19 protein-coding genes and 1 pseudogene are annotated in these 21958 nt (G+C 41.5%); 4 read left to right on the plus strand and 16 right to left on the minus strand.

Going from position 1 to position 21958, the window contains the following annotated elements; translation table 11 throughout:
* Positions 1 to 3: 3 nt before the first annotated feature.
* Together HA044_RS09505 and xerS are read left to right on the plus strand one after the other, a co-directional pair.
* A complete protein-coding gene (locus HA044_RS09505; protein ID WP_187540939.1) occupies positions 4 to 771 on the plus strand; it encodes an alpha/beta hydrolase in 768 nt (255 codons plus the stop codon).
* A gap of 441 nt (positions 772 to 1212) precedes the next feature.
* Complete coding sequence (xerS, locus tag HA044_RS09510; protein ID WP_187540940.1) at positions 1213 to 2283, plus strand: tyrosine recombinase XerS; 1071 nt, start codon at positions 1213 to 1215, stop codon at positions 2281 to 2283.
* Between the two features lie 86 nt (positions 2284 to 2369).
* Here the strand turns inward: xerS and HA044_RS09515 are convergent, their stop codons facing one another.
* A complete protein-coding gene (locus HA044_RS09515; protein ID WP_187540941.1) occupies positions 2370 to 3011 on the minus strand; it encodes a hypothetical protein in 642 nt (213 codons plus the stop codon).
* A 639-nt stretch (positions 3012 to 3650) separates the two neighbouring features.
* On the opposite strand from HA044_RS09515, the gene tnpA reads away from it, so the two are divergent.
* Positions 3651 to 4115 (plus strand): IS200/IS605 family transposase, encoded by a 465-nt coding sequence (gene tnpA, locus HA044_RS09520; protein ID WP_187540942.1) that lies wholly within the window; start codon positions 3651 to 3653, stop codon positions 4113 to 4115.
* A gap of 170 nt (positions 4116 to 4285) precedes the next feature.
* Here tnpA and HA044_RS09525 read toward each other — a convergent pair whose 3' ends face one another.
* The 10 genes from HA044_RS09525 to HA044_RS09570 form a co-directional block, all read right to left on the minus strand.
* On the minus strand, positions 4286 to 5452 hold the full coding sequence (locus HA044_RS09525; RefSeq protein WP_187540943.1) for an acetyl-CoA carboxylase biotin carboxylase subunit family protein: 1167 nt from the start codon (positions 5450 to 5452) through the stop codon (positions 4286 to 4288).
* A 19-nt stretch (positions 5453 to 5471) separates the two neighbouring features.
* The gene (locus tag HA044_RS09530; protein WP_187540944.1) at positions 5472 to 6212 is read right to left on the minus strand and encodes an esterase family protein; all 741 of its coding nucleotides are present in this window, start codon (positions 6210 to 6212) and stop codon (positions 5472 to 5474) included.
* Positions 6213 to 6252: 40 nt separating this feature from the next.
* A complete protein-coding gene (locus HA044_RS09535) occupies positions 6253 to 7080 on the minus strand; it encodes an alpha/beta hydrolase (RefSeq protein WP_187540945.1) in 828 nt (275 codons plus the stop codon).
* An 88-nt stretch (positions 7081 to 7168) separates the two neighbouring features.
* Positions 7169 to 8506, minus strand: coding sequence for a methylenetetrahydrofolate--tRNA-(uracil(54)-C(5))-methyltransferase (FADH(2)-oxidizing) TrmFO (gene trmFO, locus HA044_RS09540; protein WP_187540946.1), 1338 nt, complete (start codon positions 8504 to 8506; stop codon positions 7169 to 7171).
* A 217-nt stretch (positions 8507 to 8723) separates the two neighbouring features.
* Entirely contained in the window at positions 8724 to 10811 is a 2088-nt protein-coding gene (gene topA, locus HA044_RS09545) for a type I DNA topoisomerase (protein ID WP_187540947.1), read from the minus strand.
* Positions 10812 to 10897: 86 nt separating this feature from the next.
* Positions 10898 to 11746, minus strand: a complete 849-nt coding sequence (gene dprA, locus HA044_RS09550) for a DNA-processing protein DprA (protein ID WP_187540948.1) — start codon at positions 11744 to 11746, stop codon at positions 10898 to 10900.
* Between the two features lie 109 nt (positions 11747 to 11855).
* The gene (locus tag HA044_RS09555; RefSeq protein WP_187540949.1) at positions 11856 to 12623 is read right to left on the minus strand and encodes a ribonuclease HII; all 768 of its coding nucleotides are present in this window, start codon (positions 12621 to 12623) and stop codon (positions 11856 to 11858) included.
* Positions 12610 to 13461: a ribosome biogenesis GTPase YlqF gene (gene ylqF / locus HA044_RS09560; protein ID WP_187540950.1), complete on the minus strand. Its 852-nt coding sequence runs from the start codon at positions 13459 to 13461 to the stop codon at positions 12610 to 12612. The genes HA044_RS09555 and ylqF overlap by 14 nt, the downstream gene beginning before the upstream one ends.
* 111 nt (positions 13462 to 13572) lie before the next feature.
* Positions 13573 to 13911, minus strand: a complete 339-nt coding sequence (locus tag HA044_RS09565) for an ATP cone domain-containing protein (protein ID WP_187540951.1) — start codon at positions 13909 to 13911, stop codon at positions 13573 to 13575.
* 133 nt (positions 13912 to 14044) lie between these two features.
* A complete protein-coding gene (locus tag HA044_RS09570) occupies positions 14045 to 14656 on the minus strand; it encodes a hypothetical protein (RefSeq protein WP_367250931.1) in 612 nt (203 codons plus the stop codon).
* Here HA044_RS09570 and HA044_RS10200 point away from each other — a divergent pair.
* Positions 14640 to 14687, plus strand: a pseudogene (locus HA044_RS10200) (hypothetical protein); the annotation flags it as partial. The gene HA044_RS09570 and the pseudogene HA044_RS10200 overlap by 17 nt on opposite strands.
* A 6-nt stretch (positions 14688 to 14693) precedes the next feature.
* On the opposite strand, the gene dapA reads toward HA044_RS10200, so the two are convergent.
* The 5 genes from dapA to HA044_RS09595 form a co-directional block, all read right to left on the minus strand.
* Positions 14694 to 15629: a 4-hydroxy-tetrahydrodipicolinate synthase gene (gene dapA / locus HA044_RS09575; RefSeq protein ID WP_187540953.1), complete on the minus strand. Its 936-nt coding sequence runs from the start codon at positions 15627 to 15629 to the stop codon at positions 14694 to 14696.
* Between the two features lie 539 nt (positions 15630 to 16168).
* The gene (locus tag HA044_RS09580) at positions 16169 to 17245 is read right to left on the minus strand and encodes an aspartate-semialdehyde dehydrogenase (RefSeq protein ID WP_187540954.1); all 1077 of its coding nucleotides are present in this window, start codon (positions 17243 to 17245) and stop codon (positions 16169 to 16171) included.
* A gap of 299 nt (positions 17246 to 17544) precedes the next feature.
* Positions 17545 to 18039, minus strand: coding sequence for a GNAT family N-acetyltransferase (locus HA044_RS09585; RefSeq protein ID WP_187540955.1), 495 nt, complete (start codon positions 18037 to 18039; stop codon positions 17545 to 17547).
* A 149-nt stretch (positions 18040 to 18188) separates the two neighbouring features.
* Positions 18189 to 19964 (minus strand): ABC transporter ATP-binding protein, encoded by a 1776-nt coding sequence (locus HA044_RS09590; protein ID WP_187540956.1) that lies wholly within the window; start codon positions 19962 to 19964, stop codon positions 18189 to 18191.
* 13 nt (positions 19965 to 19977) lie between these two features.
* Positions 19978 to 21717 (minus strand): ABC transporter ATP-binding protein, encoded by a 1740-nt coding sequence (locus HA044_RS09595; RefSeq protein ID WP_187540957.1) that lies wholly within the window; start codon positions 21715 to 21717, stop codon positions 19978 to 19980.
* Positions 21718 to 21958: the final 241 nt, after the last annotated feature.

Below are 21958 nucleotides of genomic sequence, written 5' to 3' on the forward strand. Positions count from 1 at the left end.
TACATGTTAAAAAAACTATTTCTACAACTCATTCGTTTCTTTACAAGACTCTTTTCTTCGCACAGCAGACCCTTTGAATTTCCAAAAGGGTCGAAGAAACCACCGATCAGACCCATCATCTTTGTACCTGGTAGTTCAGCTAGTATCCAGCGTTTCAATGGAACCATCCGCATGCTCCATCGCTATTCTAGAAAAAAGCAGAGTCTCTTAAAAATAAAAGTCAACAAAGATGATTCTATCCAGATGGAAGGAAGACTGAACAGCAAGGACCGCAATCCGATGATTGTGATTGGCTTTGAAAACAATCGAGATGGATATCCCAACATTAAGCAGCAAATTGAATCACTAAAAACAGCCTTTCAGCATCTGTTAGATCACTATTATTTTACCGACTTTCAGGCTGTTGGGCACTCAAATGGCGGTTTAGTATTGACCGGATTTCTGGAAAGTGGATTTTTAGAAAAAAAGAAACTTAGGTTAACGAAGCTTGCAATTATAGGGAGTCCTTATCTATTTAATCAAGACATGTACGAAGATTTTCAAAAGTGGAAACATCGGATTAGTAAAGAAGTCCAAGTTCTCAATTTTGTAGGTGATTTTGCAGGAAAAACAGATGGGATCGTACCGCTAAAGAGCGCTAAGGCTGGACAAAGGATTTTTAAAGAAGGATCCTATACTGAAGTAAATTTAACGGGTCGTAAGGCCCATCATTCCGCATTGCCAACCAATCCAGAATTGGTAAAACAATTAAGTTTATTTTTAAATTTATAGAAGATTACATAATTTATCTTATGTAATCTTTTTTATTCATTTAGACTGTAGTATTGAACGACGACCTCAGAATGAAGGAACTGACAAAGAAAATCATTCATAGAAGTTAAAATATCTTGCCAACCTAACTAAATCGACTAGAAATGATTTTTGGTTTTAAAGAGATATCAGATAACAAGAAACATCTCCTAGATTTAAATAACCTTGCAAATAGATGAAGAGTTTGAGAAAAATGAATAGCAAGGAAAACTTCACATAAATAAACAGAACTAGATTATGAGAAACTAGATTACCAGAATTTGCTTTTATTTTTTTGTATCACACCAGGCGCCTTATTAGGTTCATAATATCCCCTATAACATCTTTCAGAAAAACTATAATTTTCTTGAAAAATATATCTGGCTATGCTATACTACTAGTATAGAAAGTTTGGAGAAAAACATGAAACGCGAGATCTTATTAGAACGGATCGATAAACTCAAACAAGTCATGCCTTGGTACGTCTTAGAATATTACCAATCAAAACTGGCCGTTCCATATAGTTTTACGACCTTATACGAATACTTAAAGGAATACGATCGATTTTTCACCTGGGTTTTGGAATCTGGTATATCGGATGCTGACACCATGGCCAAGATCCCTTTAGATGTTCTGGAGCACATGACCAAGAAAGATATGGAGTCCTTTATTCTTTACTTACGTGAACGTCCTCTGCTCAATGCCAATACAACGAAAAACGGGGTTTCTCAAACAACCATTAACCGTACTCTTTCGGCTCTTTCTAGTCTCTATAAGTACTTGACTGAGGAGGTTGAAAATGAGCAAGGGGAACCTTATTTCTACCGTAACGTCATGAAGAAGGTTGCGACCAAGAAAAAGAAAGAAACCTTGGCAGCTCGAGCTGAAAATATCAAACAAAAGCTCTTTTTAGGTGATGAGACAGAAGGTTTCCTAAACTATATCGATCAGGAGTATCCGCAAACCCTCTCAAATCGTGCCTTATCTTCCTTTAATAAGAATAAAGAGCGAGATTTAGCGATTATCGCACTTCTTCTTGCTTCAGGTGTTCGTCTCTCGGAGGCGGTTAATCTGGATCTTCGAGATCTCAATCTTAAAATGATGGTAATTGACGTCACTCGAAAAGGGGGAAAACGCGACTCGGTTAATGTTGCTGCCTTTGCTAAGCCTTATCTGGAGCAATATCTTGCTATTCGAGACAAACGTTACAAGACAGAAAAGACCGATACAGCCCTATTCTTAACCTTGTATCGAGGGGTTCCAAACCGGATCGATGCTTCTAGTGTTGAAAAGATGGTCGCCAAGTATTCTGAAGATTTTAAAGTCCGTGTGACCCCCCACAAGCTTCGCCATACATTAGCAACGCGTCTCTATGATGCGACCAAATCACAGGTTTTAGTCAGCCACCAGCTGGGACATGCCAGCACACAAGTTACAGACTTGTATACCCATATCGTTAATGATGAGCAAAAGAATGCTTTGGATAGCTTGTGAGTTTACATAACGTAAATTATGTAATATTTATAGTGTTAGAAAAAGAGCGTAAATCTTTGATAGAATTTTACGCTCTTTTATTCTTTCTATAAAAATTCGATCCAATAATTCCGGTGGGGCTCAATAATAACTGGTTTTCCCCAGAATGATTTTAGATAGGCCAAGTTTGCAGGGGTGACCGGTCTTTTTTCACCATTGTACTTCTCAGCACTCTCTTTCGTTAAAAAGCATTTAACTGCTTCATATGGTGTACCATCGCTCGCTATTCGATCAATTCCTAAATAAGCTATTTCATCACCGGCTTTTGGAATATCTGTAAATAGTTTACCAATAAAATAAACCGTCTTATCTTTCATTAATTCATAAGCCTTACTATTTTCCAGTCTGTTATTTGCTGCAGCGTACATAATACAAAAACTATCTACGATGTCTTTCAAAGGCGTTAATTCTTCTTTGCTGACTATAATTTCGTCGGGAGCAAGTCCACCAATGACTAAGTTTGTATAATATGGTTGTTGGATGACATTATCTAAAGCCATTCCTAATGGTAGCTGGACAGCTTGATAGCCTAATGGTTCTAGCTCCTGCTTTTTCCGGTCAAGGTGTTCTTGTGTGATACTGACATTCAAATCATAAGGACTGGAAGATTGTTGCTTTCTAAAAAAAGCCACTACTATACGGTCTAACTGTTCAAATAGACCAAGATTTTCTACTGGAATTTTCATCATAGAACATAACTCCTTTTTGAAACATACTATTATGGAGCATTATACTCTTATTATGTATAACGAGTCAAGTATTTTACACAAAGCAACACAATTTCGTATATCTTATCTTTCTAGTCTTTTAGTCAATAAAATTTGATAACTAAAGATTAGCTTTCCAATTTTTTAATTATTTTCACATACTATCTCTAAATATCTAAATAATAGAGCGGCTTTCGTTTAATTTTTGAAAACAATCTTTCCGTTACAGATAGTGTACTTGAACTGCCAAGTGAAATCACAATATCTATAACTTTTATTTTCTCTTAATAGTAAACCTCTATTATTACAAGCTCATTTGTGGTAAGATGAGTATAGGTCATTTATGTTAGTTCCTTTTAGTCAAATGTGGTGTTTATCTAAACCTGACATAGATGGCTTTTTCTGTCTAGCTAAATTTTACAAATTGAGTATTAAAAAAGTGAAAGATCGACTGTCTTTCACTTTTTTACATTATGTGACTTTCAGTCCGTCTCGCTCCGTTAGGTGCGAGACAAAAAAACCACCCGCTATGCGGGTGCGCATCGAAGGTTATACCAAAAAAACTCCAAACGCGATACAATTAAGGTGTTCAAGCCAATTGTAAAGCGAAAGGAGAAAAATATGGCTCAAAAAGCACATAGTTTATCACACACAAAATGGATGTGTAAATATCACATTGTGTTCACCCCTAAGTATAGACGAAAAGTGATCTATAATCAATATCGAAGTAGTTTGGGAGAAATATTCCATAGATTATGTAGTTATAAAGGTGTTGAGATTATCGAAGGCCATTTAATGCCAGATCATGTTCATATGTTGGTAAGCATTCCACCTAGAATTAGTGTTGCAAGTTTCATGGGATATTTAAAAGGTAAAAGTGCTCTAATGATGTTCGATAAACACGCCAATCTGAAATATAAGTTTGGGAATCGACATTTTTGGGCAGAGGGATATTATGTAAGTACAGTTGGCCTCAATGAAGCCACAATAAAGAAATACATTCAGGAACAAGAGCGAAAAGATATTGCTTTAGATAAGTTGAGTGTAAAAGAATATGAAGATCCCTTTAGGGATAGTAGCAAGTAGTACATATGCCTCTTTGAGAGGCTTGTGACGAGTCAAATGCAATAAGGCTTGAACAAAGTGAAAGCCAGCGTCTTTAGGCGCTGGCTAGTTATCTGGGCTTATAGCCCTGGTACAAACCACCCGTTTGACGGGTGGTCATGATTCATTTTATAAAAAATATTTAAACGACCTTATTGTTTTCGTTGACCGAAATCGTGAATCATTTGTTCCAATTCTTCGCGACTTGGGGTCGTTAACATATAGAGGTAGTCTCCTTGCAATTCAGCAAAAGCTGCAGGCATATTCTTCTTCACGCGGAATTGGTCTTTGTATTTAGCCAAGACTTCTTCTTCAGAAAGTTGGTAGGCTGCATTGGCACGACGGGATGTTGCCAAACAATAGAGAGGCTCGAAGTTTGAGGCTGGGAATGGATCACCTGCTACAACATCCGCATACCCCTTGTATAGGTCAATTGAATGCGCGTAGTTATACACATCGATAGTAAAGCCACCTGCTGGACGGTTATTGTACTCGATCGCAATATAGTCATCGCCTTCACGGAAGAACTCAATATGGAAGAAACGTTCCTTCATGCCAAAAGTCTTGATGATGGATTCACCGTATTGGCGTAGTTTTGGATCCATATCTTTTAGGACATAGTAAGAATTGTCCATCTTGTAAAGAAGCAAGTCAAGCGGTGTGTAGGCATAATCAAAGGTTGTTGAAAAGACAATATTGCCATCATGATCAATCAAGCCATCAAAGGTACAAATCTCGCTAGAAGTAACAAATTTTTCGAAGAAGTAAACGGTATGTCCATCCCATTCAGCTTTGAAATGATCGACATCTTCAGGTGTTTCGATCTTGAAGGTCGCTGCTGCTCCTACCCCATTGTCAGGTTTTGCGATCAACGGCAAGCCGATTTTTTTCACAGCTTTATCAATATCTTTTTCTGCTTTGACCACGGCTCCTGGAACAACTGGAACTCCTGCTTTTTTGAAGAGTTTCTTCATTTCAGATTTGAATTTTGTTTTCTTCAAGTCTTTTGGTTTGGCCCCAAAGACGTTGAATTGCTCCCGAAGAGCGGCATCCAATTCCAACCAATATTCATTGTGAGATTCAATGCGATCAATTGGACCATGTTTATAAAAGAGAAAGGCCACGGCACGTTTGACTTCATCCAGATTTTCCAAGTTTTCAACTCGGAAATACTCTGTCAAACTCTTACGCAAAGGTTCATCTAATTGCTCGTATGGTTCTTGACCGATTCCCAAGACAGTAATTCCTTTGTTAGCCAGCTCAATGGTAAATTGTTGGAAATTTTGTGGGTAATAAGGTGAGATCACAATATAGTTCATAATTGACTCCTTTTTGGCATTAAAGATTCATTTGATCGAGGAAGTAAGGCATTTGCTTGCGCCACCATTCCCAGTCGTGGGCTACATCATAGCCCCATTCAGCGAACCAGGCAGGAATGTTTTTGTGATCGAAAGCTTCCTTTAGTTTATAGTAGGATGGCAGACCATCTTGCTCCCAAGCGCCTAAACCGGTACAAACAACGATCTCTGCTTGACGATAGTGGTCAATAAACCAACCATCATTTTGATTCCAAATATAGTCTGATGGAGAATTTTGGTAGATGGCTTCATCGCCTCCAAACTCACCGACAAAGAAACGGGCATCGTAGACACCACTCAAAGCGACGACTTTATTGAAAACATCTGGATGCTGCAAGAAGAAATTAAGCGCATGGTAGGCTCCCATTGAGCATCCCGTTGTCATCATTGGATCAAACCAACCTGTTTTGTGCTTGATAAAAGGAATGGCTTCTTGGATGACGTACCGTTCATAAGCACGATGCATTTCTGCTCGATCATGAGGATTCTTCCAGTCGCACAGCCAGCTTTCGCTGTCCACACTTGATAAGGTGAAGAATTGAATGCGTCCTTCTTCGATAAAGCGGGCACAAGCATCAATCATCCCGAAGTCATAGTATTCGTTGTGACTACCACCTGAGGAGGCAAAGACCACTACAGGAATCCCGGCATGTCCATAACGGTTTAGATACATTTCGCGGTTAAGTTGGCCACTCCAGTGGCTTAAATGTTCAATATTCATAAGTTTCCTTCTTTCTCTGATAGGGTGGTGCGAGGGACTGTTAATCCCAGTTCTCAGCTAAGAATCGAAGACAATCTGGTAAATTTTCTGCCCAGGCCAATTCATGGTGAACTGCTCCTGATTGAATCCGTATGGAAATATTTTCCAGAGCTACCCCTTGTTGGATGATATCGTGGTAATAGCGTAGGGATGAATCAATATAGGCCTGCTTGATATTGCCCGCCATCAAGGTCTTATCTGTATCGTCCGCTTCTTCGGTACCCACATAAATGTAAATGCGCTGATCGCTATACAATTTTTTGCGTTTAATATAGTGGTCAAAGGCTTCTTGGTGCAACCAGTTAGCCGATGAGAAGACTCCCAAACAACCAATCTGATCTTGATATTCTAAGCCGAGAAATTGTGTGATATTTCCTCCTAGAGACGAGCCGATCATAGCTGTATGCTCTCGGTCTGAAAGGGTACGATATTCTTGATCGATAAACGGTTTGACCACTTCCATGACAAACTCTCCGTACTCGACACCCTTGCCACCAAATTGCATGCCAGGAATATTGGATTCCTTGTACTTCCAGGCAGAGTATTCGTTCATCCTTTGAAAGCCGTCATTATCAATCGCAACGACAATCATACGACTGATATCAGGATTGCGCTTGATGGCTGGAATCACCTTCCAGGAATGACCTGCGTAGGCTTCCTTGCTATAGAGAACATTCTGGCCATCATGAAAATAGACAACAGGATAGCGTCGATCGGTATCTGTTTCATAATTCTTGGGCAATAGAACCCGAACACGACGGAGTTTTCCGGTATAAGGCACTTTCAACTCGTGTGTCTTCATATCTAAATAAAAATAGGATTTGTTCATTGTCAGAAAACTCTCTATATTCTAAATTTTACTTATTATACCATTTTTAGGAGAAAAAGTCTGGATTTCTCCAAACTTTTTCCATTCTTTAGCGATTTTCCATAAAATCAGCCAAATCAGTCAACGAACGTTCGGCAATTTTCTCATAGCGTTCTTTCTTATCCCGAATGCGTTGCCCTTCCAACTCCTTGATAATCCCAAAGTTGACATTCATAGGTTGGAAATGCTTGCTGTCAGCATGGGTGATATAATGGGCCAAGCTTCCGATAGCAGTTGTTTTAGGGAAGATAGCTGCTTCTTCCCCTTTAAAGAGACGAGCTGCATTGATCCCAGCAACCAAGCCAGAAGCTGCAGATTCAACATAGCCTTCCACTCCAGTCATTTGACCTGCAAAAAAGAGGTTTGACTGTTTTTTAGAACGGTAGGTTTGCTCAAGGAGATTTGGAGAATCCATGTAAGAATTACGGTGCATGACCCCATATCTCATAAACTCAGCATTTTCCAAACCTGGAATCATTTGGAAGACCCGTTTTTGCTCACCCCATTTGAGATGCGTTTGGAAGCCAACGATATTGTAGAGGCTAGCCGCAGCATTGTCTTGGCGAAGCTGAACGACTGCGTAAGGTGTCTTAAATTCTCCATCACGAGGCCCTTTGTAATCATCTGGATACTCGAGTCCGACTGGCTTCATAGGACCATAGAGCATGGTTTTAATGCCTCGTTTAGCCATGACCTCGATTGGCATACAACCTTCGAAATACTTTTCTTTTTCAAAAGAGTTGAGTGGCGCTTCTTCCGCATGGACCAAGGCCTCATGGAAATCCATAAACTCCTGTTTGGTCATTGGACAGTTGAGATAAGCCGCCTCACCTTTGTCATAGCGAGACTTGAGATAAACCTTGTCCATATCGACAGTATTGACATCGATGATAGGAGCTGCTGCATCGTAAAAATAAAAACCATCACCACCATTGAGCGCGTGGATCTTTTCTGCCAAGGCATCGCTGGTCAAAGGACCTGTTGCGACCACTGTGATAGCATCCGTCGGCAATTCCGTGATCTCATCGCGAATCACTTCAATCAGAGGGTGTTGGGACACCTTCTCCGTCACTCGGCTAGCAAAACCTTCTCGGTCCACTGCGAGCGCTCCACCAGCAGGCACGCGAGTCGCTTCTGCTGCTTCAAGGATGACGGAGCCTAAGCGGCGCATTTCTTCTTTTAGGAGTCCAACTGCATTGGTTAACGAATCCCCACGAAGAGAATTGGAACAAACTAGTTCCGCAAAATTGTCTGTTTTGTGTTGCGGAGTGGATTTGACCCCACGCATTTCATAGAGCTTCACCGGAATCCCCTGTTGGGCAATCTGATAAGCTGCTTCTGAGCCAGCAAGGCCTGCACCGATAACATTGATATAAGATTGAGACATGACACTAATACCTCTTTGGGTGGAACCAAAGTCCTTATCGAAACACCCCACTGGACTGTTTGGCACCCACAAATCTTTCTAAATTGATACTCGGTCTATTATACCAAAAAGGGCATAAAAAAGACAGGGAGGCTAATCCTTCCTGTCTAGCGAATGTCTATTATAACAGACATTTGTAAAAATTGCCGTTATAATAGACATTAAATTATTTAAAAACTTATTTCACTTTTTCTTCTTCGTAGTCGCCGTTGCTACAAACGACTTGTTTGCCGCCACCACGAACTTTTTTCTCAACTAAGTAATGACCACATTTTGGACAATCCCGACCGATCGGCTTATCCCAAGAGGTAAATTCACACTCTGGATAGCGATTGCATCCATAGAAGATACGGTTGCGCTTGGTTTTGCGCTCGATGATTTGTCCCTGATGACAGTCAGGACACTCCACGCCGATTTCTTTGACAATGGCCTGAGTATGACGGCAATCTGGGAAATTGCTACAAGCATAGAACTTACCAAAACGTCCTAATTTAATCACCATCGGGCTGCCACAGACTTCACAATCAAAACCAGCTGGTTCGTCTTTGATTTGGATTTTTTCCATCTCTTCTTCCGCTTTTGCGACTTCTTTAGAGAATGGTTTGTAGAAACTGTCAATGACTTTTTGCCACTCTTCTTTTCCGAGTTCAACATCATCGAGTTTCCCTTCCATTTCCGCTGTGAAGGTCACATTGACGATATCTGGGAAGAATTCAACAATCAATTTATTAACGATCTCCCCTAACTCGGTTGGTTCAAATCGTTTGGCTACCAATTTCACATAATAGCGTTTTTGAATGGTCTCGATGGTTGGTGCGTAAGTTGAAGGACGACCAACACCGTTCTCTTCCAAGGTCTTAATCAAGGTTGCTTCAGAATATCGAGCAGGGGGTTGGGTATAGTGTTGCTCAGGCTTGCTATTGACTTGCTTGACGGTATCGCCTTCCGCCATGTCAGGAAGCATCTTATTCTTATCCGAATCATTATAAATCGCCAAATAACCGTCAAATTTGACTTGGCTTCCATTCGCAGTGTATTGCACGCCATTTTGTCCTAATCGGACATTCATCGTATCAAAGACAGCAGCTGTCATTTGACTAGCTACAAAGCGATTCCAAATCAAGGTATAGAGCTTCAATTGATCCTTGTCCAAGTATTTAGAAATGCTCTCAGGAGTATTGAAGACGCTAGACGGACGAATCGCTTCGTGGGCATCTTGAGCACCGGAAGCATTCTTCACGCGACTTCCATGCTTAGAATATTTCTCACCGAAGCGATCCACGATGAAGTTAGCTGCCTCATTTTGTGCAACCGGACTGATCCGTGTGGAATCGGTACGCATATAAGTAATCAAACCTTGAACGCCAGAGCCGATGTTAATCCCTTCGTACAATTGCTGGGCGACCATCATGGTCTTGCGTGTACGGAAGTTGATTTTATTTGCTGCGTCCATCTGCATGGAAGAGGTCGTATAAGGAAGGGGTGCATTGCGACGACGCTCTTTCTTCTCCACCTTTTCAACTGTAAAATCCTTGCCATCTAAGCGCTCAAGGACAGCTTTGACCTCTTCGTTGGTGTTGAGCTTCATCTTCTTGCCATCAATCCCATAGAAGCTAGCTTGGAATTGTTTGGTCCCCTTTTTGAAGACGCCATCAATGGTCCAGTATTCTTCCGGCTTGAAATCATTAATTTCGTTTTCACGATCAATGATTAATTTGAGAGCAACGGATTGCACGCGCCCTGCAGAAAGTCCTTTTTTGACCTTTTTCCAAAGAATAGGCGAGATAGAATACCCTACAATCCGGTCAAGAACACGGCGCGCTTGCTGGGCATCGACCAAATCCATATCAATTTGGCGAGGTTCTTTAAAGGCATTTTTAACGGCATCCTTGGTAATTTCATTAAAGACCACACGGTTCTTTTCACCTGCATCCAAATTCAAAATATGGGCTAAATGCCATGAAATAGCTTCTCCTTCACGGTCCGGGTCACTTGCGAGAAAGACTTGCTTGGCCTTTTTGGCTTCTTTTTTCAAGTCGTTAATCAAAGGACCTTTTCCGCGAATATTGATATATTCCGGTTCATAGTTATTGTCGAAGTCAATCGACATGGTTGATTTTTTCAGGTCCCGAATATGGCCAACACTGGCCATGACTTTATAGTTACGCCCAAGGTATTTCTCGATTGTTTTGGCCTTTGCAGGAGACTCCACAATTACCAAATTTTTCTTGGTTGTACTACTTTTCCTTTTCGTTTTTGTTACCACGTTTTATCCCTCTGTAATGTATAAATCTCATTGAGTTTAATACATTTTAAGAAAGATGTCAACTAGGAACTTCTCCTATAGGAAATTCACAATTCGTATTTTAGCTCCTCAAGGATGTCCTGGCCTGATGTGACAAGCTTTGCACCTTCTTGAATCAAGTGATGGCAGCCTGCAGATTTTCCATCTAAAATATTTCCTGGAATAGCAAAAACATCTCGTCCTTCCTCCATCGCTCTTTCACAAGTAATTAAACTACCTGAACGAAGTCGTGCCTCTGCCACAATCACTGCCTGACAGAGTCCTGCAATGATGCGATTTCTCTCAGGAAAATGAAACTTCAGAGGTGCCTGTCCTGGTCCATACTCGCTCAAGACAAGATGGTGTTCGCTCATGTGTGTCTGTAATCTTTGATTGCTCTTAGGATAGAAAATATCCAGTCCTGTCCCAATAACCCCGATCGTCTTGCCACCATTTCTTATGCAGGCGTAATGGGCGGTTGCATCGATTCCTTTTGCAAGACCACTGACCACCACCAGCTGATTTTGTAGTTCCTGGATGATCTTTTCAACCGATTTTACTCCTTCCCTGCTCGTCTCCCTGGCTCCTACTACTGCTATTTTCGGTTCTGCTAACAAATTCAGATTTCCTTGGTAAAAGAGTAAAACAGGGGGATTGTAGATCTGCATCAAAGATTCGGGATAGTCTGAATCAAAAATGGATAGGGAGGGAAAACGCTCAAATTCTGTTCGCAACTGCTCCTCATCCAGTTGTCGGTATTGCTCCACAAACCGAATGATACTACGGCAACGTGCTATTTTTGCCATTTCTTCTGGAGAAGGAAGAGTTTTTCCTTCCTGAAAAATTGCTAAAATTCGCAAGACCTGTTCATTCGTCAATCCTGCTGCTTTTAATTTATAAATTTCAAATGTTTCCATAACCACCTCTTTGTTCTCTCACTTATTTATTCGTAAAAGAGATGAAAAAAAGCTCTATTTCTAGAACTTTTTTTGTTTGAAGTGGTAGAACAATGCTCGTACACAGTTTTTAATCCTCAAATATTGATTTGACAGGTTCAAATGAACGCCGATGGATAGGCGTCACTCCCAGCTTGTGGAGACCAGCAAGGTGGTTGGCCGTCCCATAGCCAGCATTCTGCGCAAAATCATAGCCTGGATATTCTCGATCAAACTCTTCCATCATCTGATCCCGAGTCACCTTTGCTACGATGGAGGCTGCTGCGATGGATAAGGAATTGGCGTCTCCTTTAATAATACTTGTCTGAGGAATTGCAAGATCCAATTTCATGGCGTCTATCAAAAGATGTTGGGGTTGAGGATCTAGCTGACCAACGGCCTCCATCATGGCTAGTTTCGTCGCTTCATAGATATTGACCTGGTCAATCACATGATTATCCTTAACACCGATTCCGATCGCAATAGCTTCTTTGAGCACAGCCTCATAGATTTCCTTGTGTTTGGATTTTGGAATCTTTTTACTATCGTTGAGGCCTGGAATCTTAGAAGCTTTCGGTAAGATCACGGTAGCCGCAACAACTGGTCCGGCTAACGGACCACGTCCCACTTCGTCAATACCAGCAATGAGGTTGATTCCCTGCTCATAGAGTTCTTTTTCATAGGCTAGCATTTTTTCTAAACGAAGATCTTCATCTAGGGTCTTTTGAATCTCTTTTTTTCGCTTTGCGACCGCTTGGATAACACCAGATCGACCGTCCTTTTCCAATTCAGCAAAGAATGGATCGTCTAACTGGCGGATGAGAGCTAATTTTTCTTTAATTTCCTTAATCGTTGCCATCAATTTCCCCTACGCGATCCAGCGTATACCGTCCCAATTTCCCATCACGCACATCTTTAACAAATAGTTGGTAAAAACGGTCGTAATCCTCGCGAAATCCTAATTTTTGAGTCATCTCCATAATAATTTCAGGCGCTTCTTGCTCCAGATTCATTTGATTATAGCGATCTTTCAAAACTTCTGAATAATGGTCTTTGAAATAGTTGAGACCAAAGATAGTCACTTCATCCATTGGAAGCAACTGGTCCTTGATCGCTCCTGTTAAGGCCAGTTTTAAGGCTACTTCTTCATCCTCAAACTTAGGCCAGAGAATCCCTGGTGTATCCAAGATTTCAAGGTCCTTATTGGTTTTCAACCATTGTTGCCCCTTGGTCACCCCTGGTTTATTTCCAACGACAGCAATCTTTTTCCCTGCTAAGCGGTTCATCAGTGTTGACTTCCCAGCATTGGGAATCCCGATAATCATGGTCCGAAGGGTTTCAATCTGAATCCCACGTTCCTTTTGACGAGCTATTTTATCGGCCATCAAGCTCTTAGCAGCATCTGTGACCTTCTTAACCGTCGATTGCTCTTTGGAGTTGATCGCCAAGGTTTTGATTCCTTGCGATTCAAAATAGTCCTGCCATTCTTTTGTTGCCACAGGATCTGCCAGGTCTACCTTGTTCAAAATCATCAATTTAGGCTTCTCACCAACAATTTTTGTCAACATGGGATTTTGGCTTGATAGGGGCAAACGAGCATCTACCAAAATCGTCACAAAATCCACAAATTTCAAATTTTCTTGTACTTGTCTTCTAGCTTTGGACATGTGTCCAGGAAACCATTGAATAGTCGCCATAATCTCACTTCCTTTCCAGTTCAATCCCCTCTATTATACCATGTTTTCTTTAATTCTCCGTGTTTAATAGGTATATAAAAAAGAAGCTACAGAAGTAACTTCTCTTAGTTCTTAGCGAATTTGCTCAAAATGCAAGTGCACAGCGATATGGTCACCATAGCCACTGCGTTCCAAATCGCGTTGCAAACGATAGGAAATATAATGTTCAGCAATGGTAATATAGCCAGCACCAAGTAAACGATGCTCCACCATTGATTGGATCATACTAATTGTTGCACGTTCTACTTGCGCTTCATCCAAATCCATCACTACTTTTTTGGTAACTTGTGCCAAGTTTTGACGCAAATCATCCGTTAATACATAGACCACTTGAGCAGCCTTCAAAATTGCTTGGTAAATTTTATCTGGGTTAAATTCAACCACTTCACCACTACGTTTAATGACTTCCATGGGAGTCTCCTTTATCCATTGATTTTTCACAAACGCTTCATTTTATTGAAAAATGAAAGCCTACTGAATTAGTATAACATTTTTATTAAGAAATTTTCTATCAAGCTCACTAGCCAAAATTTGTTAAAAATTTCTAACGATCACTTTTTTCTATGACCACATCTTCTTTTTTATAGCTGTAGGTCAATCTCCAAAGATGATCAGAGATATGGTCCAAACGAAAGGTCTTCAAAATCTTCTTCAGAGGTAACTTCTCCATCTCTACTTTTTTAAGGAGTTCCACGAGTAGTTCACCACCAGCATTGACAGCAATCAACTGATCGTCGCTACTATCATATTGGAGAAGGACTGTTTTAGTCGGTTTATAGAGAACATTATAGAGATTGTAGGCTCTATCGATTTCAAAATGTTTATCCTTATCGGCTTCTCGTGAGTAGCGGTGAATCGTAAGGGGACCAATTTGAAAAGCCCCTGCTAAACTAAAAATGAATCCTAAAGCTGCGATCGATTCCCAAAGAAGATTGAGTAGCTTGGAATCAAAGTCAAATATTAAATGAACTAGGAATAGAATAATTCCTGTTCCAAATCCAATTAAAAGTAATAGAGCGCCTATGCAGCCTGCTTTTTCGCCTGTTTTAATAGTCGGTTTATCATGGATCATCACACCATCTAACTTTTCAAGGCTATGACGTTCTTTAAATTTTTCCAGTTCTGATTTTTCTGAATCCGTTTTTTCTAACTCTATTTTCTCTAACTCTGACATACATTCCTCATAGTATTTTTTAATAATCCGGTCTCAAGACACCTTTAATGGTCTCTTGGGTTGCATGGTAATCTCCATCAATGACAACCTTAATAATGCGTTTGGCTTCTTCGGCAGGCGCTGGCACTAATGGCAAACGAGTTGGACCTGCTTCAAATCCCATATAGTTCAAGACAGCCTTAACTGGTGCTGGGCTTGGATAAGAGAAGAGAGCATTCACTTTCGGGATGAATTTCCGTTGGATGCTGGCTGCTTTTTTGATATCGTTGTGCTCAATCGCTTCAAGCATTTCATGCATTTCATCCCCATTTGTATGAGAGGCTACTGAAATGACCCCATCAGCTCCAAGGTTCATCGCATGGAAGGCATCCCCATCTTCACCCGTGTAGATAAGGAATTCCTCAGGCTTGTGCTCGATCAGATAAGCCATATTGGCAAGGGTTGTACACTCTTTTACACCAATAATATTTGGATGTTGAGCTAATCGAAGCATGGTTTCAGGCGTCATTTCAACTACGACACGACCTGGAATATTGTAAATAATAATCGGTAAGTTAGAAGCATCAGCAATCGCTTTGAAGTGCTGATACATTCCTTCTTGAGAAGGTTTGTTGTAGTAAGGAACAATTGCAAGACCAGCCGCAAAGCCACCAAATTCATCAACTTCTTTGACAAATTCAATAGAATCACGCGTTTCGTTGGTACCGACACCAGCGATCAAAGGTACACGACCATTGACAATTTTCTGAACAGCCGCAAAGAGTTCCAACTCTTCATCATGGGTCAAAGTCGGACTTTCAGCCGTAGTCCCAGCAAGAAGAAGAGCGTCTGTATGGTGGGCCAACAAGTGCTCAATCAATGCAGGCAGCGCCTCAAAATTAATGGAACCATCCTCATGAAAGGGCGTAATAAATGCAGTGATGATTTTACAATCTTTTAAATCATGATAAGACATAGAAAAACCTTTCTCTATCTAACAAAGAGGCAAAATTTGCCTACCGATAATTCAACAGCAGTCTGTAAGAGATCAATGAAGCCGAAACTCCACTGTGCGGGGGAGTATAAAAGTCCGGTGGACTTTTATAGCCTGAGCCTTAAATTATAAAAGCGAAGGAGAAATCAAACTCTTCGAGTTACTGATTTCTGGCTCATGACGCAGTGGTTGATTGGAATTACTCATGTTTGTAACATTCGTACTTCCTAATCAACTGTGCGGGGGCGAAACTACGAAATCAAACTCTTCGAGTTACTGATTTCTGAATCATGGCGCAGTGGTTGATTGGAACTACTCATGTTTGCAACATTCGTACTTCCTAATCAACTGTGCGGGGGCGAAACTACGAAATCAAACTCTTCGAGTTACTGATTTCTGGCTCATGACGCAGTGGTTGATTGGAACTACTCATGTTTGCAACATTCGTACTTCCTAATCAACTGTGCGGGGGCAAAACTACGAAATCAAACTCTTCGAGTTACTGATTTCTGTTTTGCTCCCTATTTCAATTCAAATTTCAATTCAGCTGTTGGGCGTACAAGTCCACGTTCGTGAAGGGTTTCTGCGATTTGGACTGAGTTCCAAGCGGCACCTTTAAGAAGGTTATCTGAAACCACCCACATGTGGATTCCTTTTTCAGCATCCAAATCTTTACGGATCCGTCCAACAAAGGTATCACGTGAACCGACAGCATTAACTGCTTGTGGGTAGATTTGGTGTGCGACATCGTCTTCAAGGACAGCACCTGGGAAGGCTGCAATCGCCGCTTTCACTTCGTCAATTGGTGCTACTTCTTTGGTTTCAATATAGACTGACTCTGAGTGAGCTGACAAGACTGGAATCCGCACACAGGTTGCTGATACGGCAATGCTATCATCTTCCATGATTTTCTTAGTTTCGTTTGTCATCTTCATTTCTTCGTAAGTATAGTCGTTTTCAGTGAAGACGTCAATTTGAGCTAAAGCGTTGAAGGCGATTGGGTAGTGTTTCTTATCGCCACCACAAGGCAAGATGTTTGCTTGGACATCACGTGGGTTGACCCCATCATTCAAAACTTCCTTCAACTCACGTTGGGTTTCAAGAATAGCTCCCATACCAGCTCCTGAAACAGCTTGGTAAGTAGACACGATGATCCGGTCCAAGCCCCATTTTTGACGAACTGGCTCAAGAGCCACCATCATTTGAATAGTTGAGCAGTTAGGGCAAGAGATGATTCCATTGTGAGCGTCAAGCGCATGAGCGTTCACTTCAGGAACAACCAATGGGACGTCTGGATTTTGTCGGAAGTAAGATGTATTATCAACAACTACTGCACCTGCTTTCACCGCATAAGGTGCATATTTAGCAGAGGTTGAGCCACCAGCTGAGAAAAGAGCGATATCAACGCCTTCAAACACGTCTTCAGTCGTTTCCTCAATGGTCACATCTTGTCCTTTAAACTGCAAGACTTTCCCTGCAGAACGAGCAGACGCAAGGTAGCGAATCTTATCGATTGGAAGTGTTGATTCTTCCAACATTTTGATCATTTGTGCACCAACGGCACCTGTGGCACCGACAACAGCAACTGTATATCCCATAGTAAATCCTCTTTCAAAATTTTCTAAAAATTGAGTATTTGTACTATTATACAACTTTTTAGCATAAATGAAAAGTCCTGGAGATATAAAAAAATCCTGATCCGAAGACCAGGATTCGAGGCATCTTTCGATGAGAACAGCTGGTTCACACAACTGTTCAAGGTCCGCTCCTGCGTTACAATTGAATGTAGACCTCCCCAGCGCAAAAGGCTCCTAAGAGCCAATCGACTCATCGCATGTGACTATTATAGCATATTGGACGCTAGAGTCAAGTAAACTATTTTCTCCATTTGCTTCTCTTACTTTTTCAAAAATGTGGTTGGCCCTTCCAAGCTCTTTTGCATCCAGACGATATCGTGCCATTGATCAAACTTATAGCCAATCTTTGGAAAATGAGCCACTTGGACATAACCTCGCTTTTCATGCATAGCAATGCTGGCCTCGTTTGGGAGGGCAATACAAGCCAAATAGCGTAAAAAGCCTCGTGCTTTCAGCTCCTCTTCTAAAGCATCATAAAGGGCCGATCCAATCCCCTTTCCTCTGGCTTCTTTGGAGATGTAAATGGATAATTCCACAGTCCAATCATAGGCAGCGCGTGCATAATAGCCCACAACTACGTCCTCTTCTTCTGCGACTAGATAAGGAAAATGAGCCAGCGTTTGTGTAATACGCTTCTCAAATTCTCGGACAGTCGGCACATCCACCTCAAAGGTAATGGCAGTGTCCGTCACGTAAGGTTGGTAAATATCCAGAATGGCCTTTGCATCAGCTAGCTGTGCAGAACGAATCATCATGGTATCTCCTTTTCGAATACTCCTAGTATAACGAGAAGCCCGGCAACTGTCAATCATTGTCTGCGTCAAAAATCCCTCATCCTTCTAATTCTTTCTCACAAAAAGAGGCTGGAGCCTTTTGGCCCAATCTCTTAGCAAAGAATGAGGATCTAGTCTTCTTTATTTGAAAACTGACTGTTATAGAGTTCGTAATAGAAGCCCTTGTCTGCCAACAAGGATTGGTGATTGCCTTGTTCAATGATTTGACCATCTTTGAGCACCAGGATTTTATCTGCTTCTTGAATGGTCGACAAGCGGTGGGCAATGACAAAGCTAGTCCGCCCTTTCATTAAGTTCTTCATAGCTTTTTGAATCAAGAGCTCCAAACGCGTATCAACGGAAGACGTTGCTTCGTCCAAAATTAAAATTTTAGGATCAGCTAGGAGCGCACGCGCAATAGTTAGGAGTTGCTTTTGCCCTAGAGATATATTGTTAGACTCCTGGTTCATTTCCATATTGTAACCACCCGGCAGGGTCCGGATAAAGTGATCGACATTGGCAGCCTTTGCAGCTGCAACAATTTCTTCATCTGTCGCCTCAAGATTACCAAATCGCAGATTTTCTTTAATGGTTCCCTCATACAACCAGGCATCCTGAAGCACCATCCCGAATTGTTTGCGGTATTCCTGACGGGAAATATGTCGGATGTCGCGGCCATCAACCGTAATGGATCCGGCCGTCACATCGTAAAAGCGCATCAGCAAATTGATAAGAGTAGTTTTTCCAGCTCCAGTCGGACCAACAATGGCCACCATTTCACCGGGTTTCACTTCCAAATTGAAATCCCGAATCAAAGGCTTGTCCGCTACATATTGGAAATCCACATGTTTGAAGCTCACTTGACCGGTCAAATCTCCAGTCAGGGCTTCGCTTTTATCTTCTACCTCATCTGGTTCATCCATGACTTGGAAAATCCGATCTAGTGACGATTTGGCACTTTGGAGTTGGCCGGCTAATTGGGTCAAGTTTTGAATGGGTTGATTGATCTGCCAGACATACTGAACGAAGGCTTGCATATTCCCGACTGTCAAACGACCCGCTAACACTTGCAAGCCCCCCATCAAAGCGACAACCAAGTAGGTCAAGTCGGATATCCCATTCAGGACTGGCATCATCAATCCAGAAATGAAATTAGCCTTAAAACCAACCTCTTTCAGGTGTTGAGTGATCTGATGGAACTCTTCTTGAGAGGACTCTTCTCTTACATAGAGTTTGAGAACATTGAAACCTGTCAAATTCTCCTGAACAAAACCGTTCATAGCTCCTAAGACATCTGCTTGCTGCTTGAAGTAAGGTTGGGATTTTTTCATGATAAAGCGAGCACTTAGATAAGTAATCGGAATCGATAGAATCACCACTAAACCTAATTGAAGATTCAAATAAAGCACCATACTGATGACAAATAGCAAGGTAAAGACGGCATTGACAATTTGTAAAAATGATTGTTGCAGGGCATTGGAGACTGTTTCGACGTCGCTAGTAAAGCGCCCCAGTAGGTCTCCAAACTGGTGACGGTCAAAATATGACACAGGAATCCGATTAATTTTATGAGACAAATCATTCCGCATATCCTGAATTGTTTTTTGGACCGCATTGGTCATGAAATAGTTGGAATAATAGGACCCCAACTCATAAAAGACCCCACGAATCAAGTAAAGCGTCATAATGATAGCAATATAGGAGGCATTGAGTCCAGCTCCAGGCACTCCTTTAGCCATTTCCAAGAGATTCTGAGTCAATTCGGTAATAGCGAGACCCAAAACAAAGGGTTCCACGACACTCATGATGACGCTGACGATTTTTAGAAAAATGGACAAGCAAACTTCAAAGCGATAAGCTCTCAAATAAGTCCATAGTCGACGAAAACTAGATTGTTCTTGTTTCATTTGCTTCTCCTTTCTATTCTTCCGTCAGCGATGGGCTGCTATTCAATTGAGAATTGGCAATTTCACGATAGATCTCGTTACTTGCCATTAACTCTTCGTGTGTCCCACGGCCCACGATTTCACCTTGATCCAAGACAATAATTTGATCCGCATCCATAATGGTTCCTACACGCTGCGCTACGATCAAGACAGTCGCATCTCCTGTCACCTCTTTAAGACGTTTGCGTAAGATGGCATCGGTCTTGTAGTCTAGAGCTGAGAAAGAATCATCAAAGATAAAGACATCTGGGTCTTTAACGACAGCACGGGCAATGGACAAGCGTTGTTTTTGTCCACCTGATAGGTTACTTCCACCTTCTGCTAAATGGGTGTCGAAGCGATCTTCCCGACTGTCTATAAATTCTTTGGCTTGGGAGATATCCGCCGCTTGTTCTAGTTCTTGGACAGAAGCATCTTCTTTTCCATAGCGAAGATTTTCCGCAATAGTCCCTGTAAACAGCAGCGCCTTTTGTGGAATAAACCCAATCTTTTGACGAAGGGCCTTGAGATTGTACTCCCGAACATCTACGCCATCCACCAAAATCTTTCCAAGAGTCACATCATAGAATCGAGGGATCAACTGCACGAGGGAAGACTTCCCAGAACCAGTCGATCCAATAAAGGCAATGGTTTCACCTGGCTTAGCCTTAAAAGAAATATTGTGCAAAACAGGACTTTCTGTCTCACCGGGATAAGCAAACGTCACATTGTCAAATTCCAGATAGCCGTGTGATGTTGTCTCCGTCACGCCTTTATCATTTGGATCAATCGAAATCGGCATATCCATAATTTCCTTAAGACGACGACTAGAAACAGCTGTACGAGGATACATGGTAAAAAGGTTGGCTAAGAAAAGGAAGGACAACAGCGCGTGGAAGCTATACTCAATAAAGGCCACCAAATCCCCGATTTTGAGACTTCCGTCATGAAGGGGGTCCAAGGCAAACCAAACGATTGCCACAATCATGGCAATGATGATCTGCACAAATAAAGGTTCTGTTAAACCAGTTAGTTTGAACAATTTATTCGAGTTGTCAGCATAGATTTCATTTTCAGATGCAAATTTCTCCTGCTGAAAGTCTTCACGAGCAAAGGCTCGTATGACCCGAAGCCCTGTCAAATTTTCACGCGCATACTGATTGAGATGGTCTAACGTCTTTTGCTGCTTCTCTGAAAGTGGACGTGTCTTCACTGCTACATACCAAACGATAACAGCAAGAAATGGCACCGATACCGCTACGATCCAAGCTAGAGAAGGACTGGTCGTTAGAATCAAGAGAACACTTGAGACCATCATCAAGGGTGTGATGACCCCCATCTTCAACATGGAATCCGCAAATTGCATCAAAACAAAAGCATCCGAAGTCAAGCGAGTGACCAAAGAAGAGACCCCAATCTGTTCGTATTCGTGATGAGAATACTCTTGTAACTTTGCATAGAGGTCATTGCGCATATCGCGGACCATTGTCGTCGTTAGTTGTCCAACAGCATAGGACAAAACAATCCGACCCAAAATCCCAATCAAAATAATCCCAAACATGATCCAACCCCAGAAAAAGAGCCGATCCACATCACGAGGATTGATCCCTTCATCGATTATGCGAGCCAAAACCGTTGGCAGTCCTAAATTGACGATAACAAAAAAGACCGCTGAAAATAAATTCAAGGCTAGCCATTTGGGATACTGTTTCAAGTAAGACCAAATATAGAGCATACAGAACTCTCCTTTTTCATAAATAAAATCCTTCATTACACAGAAAAGAGGGAGTGAAACCGAAACAATTCTAACGAATAGCATTCCGGATTCAGTCCCATCTGTAGTCTCATACATTATACCAAACCATTCGTAAAAGTAAAGTAAAGAGAGTGGGACAGAAATTGATATACTCCCCTTATAGTGGACAGTGAAAAAACAAAAATTCACTAGAAACGATAAGGGGAGTTTTCGTATGTCA

The sequence above is a fragment of the Streptococcus sp. IMAU 99161 genome (genome assembly GCF_014435245.1).
Lineage (GTDB): Bacteria > Bacillota > Bacilli > Lactobacillales > Streptococcaceae > Streptococcus > Streptococcus lactarius.